Source organism: Amycolatopsis coloradensis (genome assembly GCF_037997115.1).
Taxonomy (GTDB): Bacteria; Actinomycetota; Actinomycetes; order Mycobacteriales; family Pseudonocardiaceae; genus Amycolatopsis; species Amycolatopsis coloradensis_A.
In genome coordinates, this window is the sequence record NZ_CP150484.1 from 6955039 (window position 1) to 6966054 (window position 11016).

The 11016-nt window shown below is 70.1% G+C and carries 10 protein-coding genes; 2 read left to right on the plus strand and 8 right to left on the minus strand.

Annotation, left to right across the window (positions count from 1 at the left end; all coding sequences use genetic code 11):
• Positions 1-53: 53 nt before the first annotated feature.
• A complete protein-coding gene (locus tag LCL61_RS32285) occupies positions 54-254 on the minus strand; it encodes a hypothetical protein (RefSeq protein WP_340682925.1) in 201 nt (66 codons plus the stop codon).
• A gap of 134 nt (positions 255-388) precedes the next feature.
• Between LCL61_RS32285 and LCL61_RS32290 the strand changes: the two genes are divergently transcribed.
• Positions 389-895, plus strand: coding sequence for a GNAT family N-acetyltransferase (locus tag LCL61_RS32290; RefSeq protein WP_425342073.1), 507 nt, complete (start codon positions 389-391; stop codon positions 893-895).
• On the opposite strand, the gene LCL61_RS32295 is transcribed toward LCL61_RS32290, so the two are convergent.
• The 5 genes from LCL61_RS32295 to ggt form a co-directional block, all read right to left on the minus strand.
• Positions 820-1755 (minus strand): DMT family transporter, encoded by a 936-nt coding sequence (locus LCL61_RS32295; protein WP_340683244.1) that lies wholly within the window; start codon positions 1753-1755, stop codon positions 820-822. The two genes, LCL61_RS32290 and LCL61_RS32295, sit on opposite strands and share 76 nt — an antisense overlap.
• A 95-nt stretch (positions 1756-1850) precedes the next feature.
• Complete coding sequence (gene lepB / locus LCL61_RS32300; RefSeq protein WP_340683245.1) at positions 1851-2393, minus strand: signal peptidase I; 543 nt, start codon at positions 2391-2393, stop codon at positions 1851-1853.
• Positions 2394-2421: 28 nt separating this feature from the next.
• Positions 2422-2751 carry a YnfA family protein gene (locus tag LCL61_RS32305; protein ID WP_125687586.1) on the minus strand — a complete coding sequence of 110 codons (330 nt, stop codon included), beginning with the start codon at positions 2749-2751 and terminating at the stop codon, positions 2422-2424.
• Between the two features lie 195 nt (positions 2752-2946).
• On the minus strand, positions 2947-5037 hold the full coding sequence (locus tag LCL61_RS32310) for a primosomal protein N' (protein ID WP_340683246.1): 2091 nt from the start codon (positions 5035-5037) through the stop codon (positions 2947-2949).
• Between the two features lie 308 nt (positions 5038-5345).
• A complete protein-coding gene (gene ggt, locus LCL61_RS32315) occupies positions 5346-7160 on the minus strand; it encodes a gamma-glutamyltransferase (RefSeq protein WP_340683247.1) in 1815 nt (604 codons plus the stop codon).
• A gap of 97 nt (positions 7161-7257) precedes the next feature.
• On the opposite strand from ggt, the gene LCL61_RS32320 reads away from it, so the two are divergent.
• Entirely contained in the window at positions 7258-8637 is a 1380-nt protein-coding gene (locus LCL61_RS32320) for a hypothetical protein (protein WP_340683248.1), read from the plus strand.
• A 108-nt stretch (positions 8638-8745) separates the two neighbouring features.
• On the opposite strand, the gene pyk is transcribed toward LCL61_RS32320, so the two are convergent.
• Positions 8746-10170, minus strand: a complete 1425-nt coding sequence (gene pyk / locus LCL61_RS32325; RefSeq protein ID WP_043848002.1) for a pyruvate kinase — start codon at positions 10168-10170, stop codon at positions 8746-8748.
• A 110-nt stretch (positions 10171-10280) separates the two neighbouring features.
• Complete coding sequence (locus tag LCL61_RS32330) at positions 10281-10946, minus strand: DUF2461 domain-containing protein (protein ID WP_340683249.1); 666 nt, start codon at positions 10944-10946, stop codon at positions 10281-10283.
• Positions 10947-11016: the final 70 nt, after the last annotated feature.

An 11016-nucleotide genomic window follows, 5' to 3' on the forward strand; every position in this document is an offset into this window, starting at 1 on the left:
CGTGAGTGGTAAGGACGGTTAGAACCGTCCTTACCACTCACGAGGGTTGTCTCTCAGGCGGCCTCGTCGTCGCTTCGCGCCGACCGGTCGGAATGCAGCCCCAGCATCTCCAGCAGCATCCGGCAATCCGTCGCGTCGCGGGCGTTCGCGACCACCGCTTCGGTCGCCTTGCGCAGCACCGCCGCGCGCACCGCGGTCGCCCCACCGTCGACCAGTTCCTCCACCGGACGCATTTCCTCGAACGGGTTCCCCATGACCCACCTCCATCGTCCCCTTCGTTGATACCCGATTCCGGCGGCGAAAGCCCCCGCGTTCTTGCGGTTCCGGCGGCGCCCCAGCCGGTTTCTCCCTAGACTGGCGCCATTCGGACGAGTGGACGGAGCGGGAACTGACCACCGAGTTGCGCGGAGAGTTCGTGACCCTGACCCCGGTCACCGAGGCCCATGTCCCGGACTTGCGGCGGATCCGCGGCACGGCCGAGGTCGGGGCGCGCTGGGGTTCGGTCGACGGCTCCCCCACCTGGCCGTTCGACGACCCCACGACGGCCTGCTTCACGGTCCTGGAAGGGGGCGTCGTCCGGGGCTTCGTCCAGTACGGCGAAGAGGAGGACCCGATGTACCGGCACGCGTCGGTCGACCTCTTCCTCGACCCGGCGGCCCACGGCCGCGGGCTGGGCACGGACACCGTCCGCACGATGGCGCGGTATCTCCTGCACGATCGTGGGCACCGTCGGCTCGTGATCGACCCCGCCGTGGACAACGAAGCCGCCATCCGCTGCTACAAGGCCGTGGGCTTCCGCGAGGTCGGGGTGATGCGCGGCTACGAACGCGACACCGACGGCGAAGGCTGGCACGACGGACTGCTGATGGACTTGCTCGCCGAAGACCTCACGTAGCGGGTCAGGGCGACTCCGAGCAGCACCACGACCATCCCGGCGAGCACCCGCGGGCCGAGTTCCTCGCCGAGCACGAGCGCGCCCAGCGCGACCGAGACGACCGGCAGCAGGTAGCCGACGGTCGCCGCGGAGGTCGCGCCTTCGTCGGCGATGAGCCGGTAGTTGAGGTAGAAGGTGACACCGGTGCCGAAGATCCCGAGGACGACGACGGCGACCACCGCGGTCACGTTCAGCGGTCCGGACGGTGCGGCGTCGAACGGCAACGCGAGCGCGCTCAGCCCGGTGGCGGTCAGCAGTTGCGCGGCGGAGATCGCGATCGGACCGCCCTCGCCGACGAGTTTCCTTCCCATATAAGCGAAAGCGATCGCGTAGCTGATACCGGCGCCGAGCAGGGCCAGTGTCCCCCAGCCCAGCAGGCCGCTCTTCTGCCAGGGCGCGAAGATCAGCAGGATGCCGGCGAAACCGAGGATCAGGCCGCCGACGCGGATCACGGTGATCCGGCGTTCCGTGCCGATCCCGATGCCGATCAGCAGCGACCACAGCGGGGTCGTCGCGTTCATCACCCCGGCGACACCGGAGTCGACGGTCAGTTCGCCGATGCTGAACAACGCGAACGGCAAGGCGTTGCAGAAGAAGGCGGCGACGAGGAGCCTGCCCCAGATCCGCCGTCCGCGCGGGAGACGTTGCCCGGTCCAGCGGCTCAGCACGAGAAGGACGGCCGCGCCGAGCGCGCAACGGATGACGGTCACCTGAACGGGTGGCAACCCGGTCAGGGCGAGCTTGATCCACAGGAATCCCGATCCCCACAACAGGGCGAGAACGCCCATCCGGATCAGGGTTCCCGGCGCGCCGATGCTCACTTCGTTCCTTTCGCCTGGCCGCTCGATACGTCTCCAAGCTGCCTCGGACGACTCGTCAGGACAAGTGAAAAGATCTACACCGACGTTAAGCGGTCCTACATGTTCCGAAGTACCGGCCGTGGCCGCCGGGAAAGGCGGCCACGGTTCCGTTGATCCCCCACGACGAACACCGCGCCCGGCGGTACCTGGACGCTGAAGGGCCTGTACTCCTTGCGGCCGTACCCGTTGTCGTCGTCGGTGTACGGCTCTTTGACCGGCTTCCCGTTGACGGTGATCAGGTTGTCGGACGTGCAACAGACGACCTGATCACCACCGACACCGATCACCCGTTTGACGGCCCGGCCCTCGCCGGGACGCGAGTCCGGGAACGCGGCGAGATCCATGAGGACGACCGAGCCGCGAGGGATCTCGGGGAGAGCGGTCCAGCGGTACAGCACGACCGCTCCCGGCTGGATCGTGGGCGCCATCGCTTCGCCGGGGACGCTCGCCATGCGATAGCTCATCAGGGTCCAGAACCCGTATCCCCCGGTGCCCACACCGGCGATCGCCACCAGGATCATCACGAGCAGGAGCGGGGAGAATCTTCGCTTCGGCCCGGGTCTTTCGGAGGGCGGAGCGGGGAAGTCCGTTTCGGTCACAGCGCAGAATAGCGCCGATGGCTCTCGCTCAACCCCGGGGCGCGTACATGATGACCCCGACCCCGGCGAGGCAGATCAAAGCGCCGATGACGTCATAGCGGTCCGGCCGGTAGCCGTCGGCGACCATCCCCCACGCCAGTGAACCCGCGACGAACACTCCGCCGTACGCGGCGAGGATGCGGCCGAAGTTCGCGTCGGGCTGCAATGTCGCGACGAAGCCGTAGAGGCCGAGTGCCACGACGCCCGCGCCGATCCAGAGGTAGCCGCGGTGTTCCCGGACGCCTTGCCAGATCAGCCAGGCGCCGCCGATCTCCAGCAGCGCGGCGAGCGCGAACAGCGCGATGGACCGGACGATCATCTCCGCAGCTTATTGCGGCGCGTGTCGTGAAGGCTTCGAGGTGACCAGTGACCCTGTACCGATTCCCGACTTCGCATGCTTGACCGGACGACACGCGTGATCCGGCGGACGACACGCGTGACTGGATGGACGACACCTTCCGATCTGCGGTAGTTCGAGGTCGAACTACCGCATCCAGAGGACGAAACGCGGAGGTTAGATGAGCTCCAGAGGGTCCAGCTGGAGCCGGATGGGCTCGGACGCCTTGCGCGCGTCCCGGCGGGCGGCGGCCGCGTGGATCGCGGCGGCGAGCGCCTTCCCGTCCGGACGCGCGACGCGCACCAGTGCCCGTTCGCGTTCGGCGTTGCCGTCCTCGTCGACGTCTCCGAGCGGCACCGGGCCCAGCACCTCGCCGGTCTCCGGGAGGGCGAGGTCGTCGAGCAATCCGGCGACCGCGTCCGGCGTGCCCTCGATGCTCGCCATCCGCATCGCGGGCGGGAACCCCAGTTCGCGCCGCTCGGCGAGCTCCAGGCTCGCGTGCCAGCCCGGGTCCCAGCGCACCAGCGCCTGCACCACCGAAAGGCCCGCTTCCGCGCCGACGAACACGCGACCGCCTTCGGTCCCCGGCCGCACCAGGGCCGCCGCCGCCATCCAGCGGCGCAGGGTCTCCTCCCCCGCGCGCAGGTCCTGCCGCCCCAGCAGCGCCCAGCCGTCCAGCAGCAGCGCCGCGCCGTAGCCGCCTTCCGCGACCGGCTCGGCGCCCGGCGTGCACACCACCAGCGCCGGTTTCCCGGGCACCGAAGCCAAAACCTCCGTCGCACCCGAAGTACGCACGGGGAATCCGGAGAACGCGCGGCCCAGCTCCTCCGCGGTGCGCTTGGAGCCGACGACGACCGCCCGCAGCCGTACCGAACCGCAAGCCGCGCAATGGAAGTTCGTCTCGGGGACGCCGCACCACCGGCAGGCAGGCGGCCTCGGCGCGCCGTCGATCAGCCCGCCCGGCAAGGAAAGCGGACCCGCGCAACGACGGCAGTGCGCCGACGTCCGGCAGTTGCCGCAAGCGAGTCCCGGAACGTAACCGCGACGCGGAACCTGGACCAGCACAGGGAATCCGCCGGCCAATGACTGCCGCGCCGCCTCGAACGCGACCGATGGGAGCCGCGCGGCCTTCGCCGCTTCGTCCCGGGCGACGTCGAAGTCCTCACCGACCGGCGTGACCCTCGGCGCGGCCGCCCGCAGCTCGGGGCGGGCCGCCACGAGAGGCTGCGCCCAGCCTGATTCCACCAGGAACTGCGCCTCGGCGGTGCGCGCGAAACCGGCGACGAGCATGGAGCCCTTCGCGGCGTGCGCGCGATCCATCAGCACGTCGCGAACATGGGGGTACGGCGCGTGCTGGTCGAGGTGGACGTCGTCGCCGTCGTCCCACACCACGAAGAGGCCCGGATCGGCGACCGGCGCGAACATCGCCGCGCGCGTGCCGACGACGACGCGCACCGCGCCGCGCAGCACCGCGAGCCACCGGCGATAGCGCTCGGCGGGGCCGAGCCCGGCGATCAGCGCGACCACGGAATCGGCGCCCAGCAAGGAAACGCACGCGTCGTGGAGCCGCGTCAGGTCGCGGTGGTCGGGAACGACCATGACGACACCCCGGCCCGCGGCGGCCGCGACGGTGGCGGCTTCGGCGAGGCGGCGTGGCCAGTCCTCGCCCGGCAGCGCCTGCCAAACGGCGTTGGCCGGACGCCGTTCCGCGACGGCTTCCAGGAACGCCGGACCGCTCTGGTACTTCTCCCAGGCGGTCGTTTCGGGTGGCTCCGGCGTCTGCGCGGGTTCGGCGGGCGGTTCGGCCTCGGCCTTCGCGTGCCGGGACGGGATCGCGAGCCGCAGGACGTCGCTGAGCGTGCCGCCGTACCGGTCCGCGACGGACCGGCAGAGGATGTGCAGCGCCGGAGGCAGCACCGGCTCGCTGGAGGTCACCCGGTCGATGTACGCGAGCTTGCCGGTGAACTCCGTGGTGTCGGTGCGCTCGACGAGGTACCCGTCGACGAGCTGGCCCGCGAACCGGACGCGTACCCGGCAGCCGGGCACGGCGGCTTCGTGCAACTTCTCCGGGATCCGGTAGTCGAAGGTCCGGTCGAGGTGCGTGAGCGGGATGTCCACGACGATCCGCGCGACCGGGTTCTCGGGCGCGGGGTTCTGCGCGCCGCGACGGCTGGCCGTTTTCGCGCGCGCCGGCTTGGCCTTCCGCGACGGCTCGGCTTTCGGCTCCGGAAGGTCCCACAGCGGGGTGGGTTCGGGACTGCTGCTCACCCGGTGATCTCTACCAGACTCCGTCGCCACTGCCTGTCACCGCGTGCGATGAACGGTCCGTTGGGTCGTGAGTGGCGATTCGGGTTCTGATCCGAATCGCCACCACGGCGGGTGACGGCGGCAAGAAGACGCTCGCGTCCGCGTTCGCGGCCAACGGCGTCGACTGGGCGGCCAACATCATCTCCGTCGGTGCCCTCGCCGGTCTGACGACCGTCGTCATGGTGCTNCTTCCGATCTGGAGCTTTCCCCGCATGTCATGCGGGGAAAGCTCCCTTCACCGCGTGACATGCGGGGAAAGTCCCCTTCGGCTACCGAGGTGGCCAGGGCAGCACGACGGCCGCCGAGCCGCCACCCCGGCGCGTGGGTTCGGCGGCGGCGAGCCACCGGCCGTCCCGCAGCCGTTCGACACCGGTCGCCGCCCCGATCTCCGCGGGCGTCGCCGAGAAGCCCTGCCCCTTGGCCTTCAGCGCCTTGAGCACCTCGATCTGTTCCAGGAACGCCTGCTCGACCTGCGCGGACGCGGAATTCCGCTGCGAAGCGCGTGGTTCGGCGATCGCGTCGGCGAGCTTCAGCCCGCGGTCGATACGGCCGGTGAGGATCTGCAGCACCGTGGTGATGATCGACGCGCCACCGGGCGAGCCCACGGCGAGGAACGCCTTGCCGTGGTCGAGCACGATGGTCGGCGCCATCGACGAACGCGGCCGCTTCGCCGGGCCCGGCAGGTTCGGGTCGGGCACACCCGGCGTCACCGGGGTGAAGGAGAAGTCGGTCAGTTCGTTGTTGAGCAGGAACCCGCGGCCCGGCACGACGATGCCGCTGCCGCCCTCCTGCTCGATGGTCAGCGTGTACGCGACGACGTTGCCCCACCGGTCGGCGACCGTGAGATGCGTGGTGTTCTCGCCCTCGTACGGCGTCGGCGCGGCGTTCGTCCCCGCCACACACGGCGTGTGCTCGCGCGGGTCGGCCGGCGCGACCGGGCTCGTCCCGGCCTTCGCGGGGTCGATCAGGCACGCGCGGCTGTCGGCGAACTTCTGGCTGATCAGTTCCTTCGCCGGGACGTCGACGAAGGCCGGATCGCCGATCCACCGGTTGCGATCGGCGAAGGCGTACCGCGTCGACTCCAGGAAGTAGTGCAGGTAGTCGGCCTTCTCCTCCAGTTTGGAGAGCTTCGTGTTCTCGAGGATGTTCAGCGCCTCGCCGACGGTCAGCCCGCCGGACGACGGCGCGGGCATTCCGTAGACGTCGAGGCCGCGGTACCGGGTCTTGGTCGGCTTCCGCTCGACGACGCGGTACTTCGCGAGGTCGGCCGCCGTCATGTCACCGGGCCGGACGTTCAGCGTCGACGCCGGGTCCACCGGCGGCTTCCGGACGGTGTCGACGACGTCCGCGCCGATCGGGCCGCGGTAGAGCACGTCGGTGCCCTTCGCGGCGAGCTGCGCGTACGTGCCGGCGAGGTCCGGGTTCTTGAACGTCGTGCCGACCGCGGGCGGCGCGCCGCCGGGCAGGTACAGCGACCTGGTCGACGGGAACGCCGAGAAGCGGGCGGCGTTGTTCGCGATCTGGGTGGTGAAGGTCTGGTCGACAGTGAAGCCCTTGCGGGCGAGGAGTTCGGCGGGCTTGACCGCCTTCGCCAGTGACCTGGTCCCCCACTTGCGCAGGGCTTCGTCCCAGGTCGCGGGCGTGCCGGGCACGCCGACGCCCAACCCGCTGGTGACGGCCTCCGGGAACGGGATCGCCTTGCCGTTCTCGACGAAGAGGTTCTCGTTCGCCGTCGACGGCGCGGTCTCGCGGCCGTCGAGGGTGTGCACCTTGCCGGTGCGCGCGTCGTAGTAGACGAAGAAGCCGCCACCGCCGAAGCCCGCGGAGAACGGGTCGGTGACGCCCAGCGCGGCCGCCGTCGCGACGGCGGCGTCGACGGCGTTGCCGCCCTCGCGCAGGATCTTCGTGCCGATCGCGGTCGCGTCCGCGTCGATGCTCGACACCGCGCCCAGATAGCCGACGGCGGTCGGCGACTTGGGGGTCGGTGGTGCCGCGGCCGCGGTACCCGGCGCGGCCGTGCCGACCAGTGCGGCGATCGTGGTGACTGCGGTGATGCGTCCCAGAGTGCTTCTGTGCGCGGCCATGGCGCGAGTCTGCCCCGCCTGTCCACCTCGGACAAGACCCGGTCGGACCTGCGAACGTCGGTAGTGCGGGCAGGCCTCGATGAGAAGAATGCGGCCCATGAAGACACCCGGCAGGCGGTGGAGCGCGCTCCTCCCGCTGCTCATCGCACTCCCCGTCCTCGCTGTCCCCGGCGTCGCGCGAGCCGAAGGCGCCCGTGCCTGCTTCGACGAGTCCGCCGCGATCACCGTCGAGGAGAAGCGGCTCACCGCGACCCTGCCTTCGGGTGGCCCGGCGGTCGGTCCGGAGCTCGTCCGGCTCGCCGGATTCGACAAGCTCGTCTCCGACTTCACGGCCCGTCTTTGCGCGACCAAGACCGCTTTGCGCGCCGGGAAGCTCGCCGAGACCGCCGGTGACGGGCTCTGGCGGACCGCGGTCGACCGCGCGCAGGGCCGCCGTCCCGATCTCGGCGACATCGACAAGGCCGACGACCGCCCGCTCTACTGGGCACGCCTGCAGATGAGCAAGGCGCTGCGGCAGTGGACGCCGAGCTTCCCGCTGTCCGCACCCGCCCGCGCGGAGCTGCTGAAGACGTTCGACCTCGGCGCGCGCGGACTCGACGACTCCCGTTTCCCGTCCGGCCCGAAGCTGCGCCGGGTGCTGGTGAGCGGTTTCGACCCGTTCACCCTCAACGGCGCGGGAGTCCGCATCGCGAACCCGTCGGGCGCGGCCGCGCTGCACCTCGACGGCAAGGTGATCCAGACCCCGACCGGTCCCGCGCAGGTGCAGGCCGTCTCGTTTCCGGTGGTGTGGAGCTACTTCGACGCCGGCATCGTCGAAGCGGCCTACGGTCAGGCGTTCACGGACCGTTTCCGCCGCCCGGAGCTGATCATGACGATCAGCCAGGGCCGCCCCGGCCGGTTCGACATCGAACGCTGGGCCGGTGCGTGGCGCGGTGGCTCGCCGGACAACCTCGACGAGCCCGTCCGCGGCCCGGTCCCGCCCGCCGGCGGCTGGCCGCAGCCGGACGTCCAGTTCATCGAAACCACGCTGCCCTACGAAAAGATGCTCGCCGCGCCCGCCGGGGCGTACCAGGTGCTGTACAACCAGGCGTTCTGCGTCTGGCCGGTCAGTTCGAAGCCGGGGACCGGCACCGCGGTGTGCCGGACGGACGCGCCGAAGCCCGGTGAGGTCGCCGCTTCCGGTGGCGGCGGCAACTACCTCAGCAATGAATCGATGTTCAGGAGTAACCGGCTGCGGACGGGGCTCGGCTTGGCCGGGATCGCGGGCGGGCATCTGCACACGCCCGTCCTCGGCACGCCCGCCGATCCTTCGGCGCTGACCGACGCCGGCTTCGAGGCGCGGCGGGCGGCGATCTCCTCGCAGATCGTCACCCTGCTCACCGCCGCTCTCGGTGGCTCAGCCGCGAAGCCGGCTACGCCCGCTCCGGGCTCTTCGGCCCGCGCCGACGTCCTCGCCACCCCCGGCACGACGCTCTGACCCCCCGCAGTTAGTCCTCTGGATGCGGTAGTTCGAGGTCGAACCTTCCCTACTCTGACGGTAGGGAAGGAGGCCTTCACGGCACAGTCGCGGCCTCGTGAGCCGGCGTCAGGCGTGGTCGTCCTCGCCGAGGCGGTGCACCCGGATGAGGTTGGTCGAGCCGACGGTCCCGGGCGGGGAACCGGCCACGATGACCACCAGATCACCCTTGGCATACTTGCCCATTTCGAGCATCGCGTGGTCGACCTGCTGGATCATCTGGTCGGTGGAGCCCACCTTCGGCACGATCCGCGTCGTGGTGCCCCAGGTCATCGCGAGCTGGCTGCGGACGCTCTCCTCCGGCGTGAACGCCAGCAGCGGCAGCCGCGTGTGCAGCCGCGCGAGCCGCCGGACGGTGTCACCGGACTGGGTGAAGGCGACCAGCGCTTTGGCGTTCAGCCGCTCGCCGATGTCCCGCGCCGCGTAGGAGATGACGCCGCGCTTGGTGCGCGGGACGTGCGACAGCGGCGGCACGACCGGCGAGTCGGTCTCGACGGCTTCGATGATCCGGCCCATGGTCTTGACCACGTCGATGGCGTAGCGGCCGACGCTGGTCTCACCCGAGAGCATGAGCGCGTCCGCGCCGTCGAGCACCGCGTTGGCGACGTCCGAGGCCTCGGCGCGCGTCGGACGGGAGCTGTTGATCATCGACTCGAGCATCTGCGTCGCGACGATGACCGGCTTCGCGTTCTCGCGGGCGATCTGGATGGTGCGCTTCTGCACCAGCGGGACCTGCTCCAGCGGGAGTTCCACGCCGAGATCACCGCGGGCGATCATCACCGCGTCGAAGGCCAGCACGATGGCTTCGAGGTTGTAGACCGCTTCGGGCTTCTCGATCTTCGCGACGACCGGGAGGCGTCCCTTGCCGACGCGGTCCATCACCTGGTGGACCAGGTCGATGTCGGCGGGTGAGCGGACGAACGAGAGCGCGATGAAGTCCACGCCGAGTTCGAGCGCGAACTCGAGGTCTTCGATGTCCTTTTCGGACAGCGCCGGCACGGAGACGTCCATGCCCGGCAGGGAGACGCCCTTGTTGTTGCTGACGGGGCCGCCTTCAGTGACCTCGCAGACGACGTCCGGGCCGTCGACCTCCTTGACCACGAGGCCGACCTTGCCGTCGTCCACGAGGAGACGGTCGCCGGGCTTCGCGTCGTCGGCGAGTCCCTTGTAGGTGGTCGAGACGCGGTCGTGCGTACCCGCGACGTCCTCGACGGTGATGCGCACGATGTCGCCGTTGTGCCACTCGACCGGGCCGCCCGCGAAGGTGCCAAGACGGATCTTCGGCCCCTGGAGGTCGGCGAGGATGCCCACCGCGCGGCCCGATTCGGCGGCGGCGGTGCGGATGAGGTCGTAGACCTGCTTGTGGTCGCTGTGCGTCCCGTGGCTGAAGTTCATCCTCGCGACGTCCATCCCGGCGTCGACGAGTTGCCGCATCTTCTCCGGCGTAGCGGTCGCGGGGCCAAGGGTACAAACGATCTTCGCGCGTCGGCTCACGTTCGCACAGCGTAGTCCCTCATCGCGGATACGTCTGTACCGATACCGAAAGTTCAAGAAAAGTGTCAGTTGACCTGGGTGAGGGGCAACCGTCGATCAGGGTTCGGTGGTTATCGTCGCGGCTTCTCGCTCGGCCCGACCCGGTCCCGCGCCCACTCGTTGAACGCGCGGACCTGCCGCCAGGCCTTTCGCACCCGGTCGAGCGTGGCCCGTTCGTGCAGGACGTCGTCCGGCTCCCAGCCGCGGACGGCGTACACGGAGCGGTACTTCAGCAGGTCGATGCGGGGATGGTCCTCGGTGAAGCCGCGCGGCTTCGACTTGAGCCTGTCCCCCTTGATCTCCCAGCCCGCCTTCTCCAGCTTCGCGAGGATCTTGGCCAGCTCGGCGCCTCGCAGTTCGGTGTCGACGGCCTTGCGGAAGCGGGCGAGCTGATCGGACTCGAAGTGGAAGCAGCCGCCGCCGACACGCAGCCCGGCCGGGCCGACCTCGACGTAGTACGCGCCGCCGCCGCGGCCCTGTTCGATCACCGCGCCGCAGTGGGTCTTGTACGGCGTCTTGTCCTTGGCGAACCGGACGTCGCGGTACGGACGGAAGACCTTGCCCTCGCCGAAGCCGTCGCCGAACTCCGGGACCAGCTCGGCGAGCAGCGCCTCCATCGGCGCGCGGACGTCGGCCTTGTAGGTGTCGAGGTTCGCGTCCCAATAGGACTTGGAGTTGTCCGCCTCGAGACCGTCGTAGAAGTCGATGGCGTACTCGCCGAAACCCTCGAAAGCCATACACAGACCGTAATCCTCACCTCCGACAGAAGCGCGTGAAGGCCCCCTTCCCTCGGCTGAGCCGAGGGAA

What these genes read in the sequence shown, in the direction of transcription:
- LCL61_RS32330 (WP_340683249.1), bottom strand. Translation starts at nt 10,946, where the DNA reads ATGGCTTTCGAGGGTTTCGGCGAGTACGCCATCGACTTCTACGACGGT.
- LCL61_RS32285 (WP_340682925.1), bottom strand. Translation starts at nt 254, where the DNA reads ATGGGGAACCCGTTCGAGGAAATGCGTCCGGTGGAGGAACTGGTCGAC.
- LCL61_RS32305 (WP_125687586.1), bottom strand. Translation starts at nt 2,751, where the DNA reads ATGATCGTCCGGTCCATCGCGCTGTTCGCGCTCGCCGCGCTGCTGGAG.
- LCL61_RS32320 (WP_340683248.1), top strand. Translation starts at nt 7,258, where the DNA reads ATGAAGACACCCGGCAGGCGGTGGAGCGCGCTCCTCCCGCTGCTCATC.
- ggt (WP_340683247.1), bottom strand. Translation starts at nt 7,160, where the DNA reads ATGGCCGCGCACAGAAGCACTCTGGGACGCATCACCGCAGTCACCACG.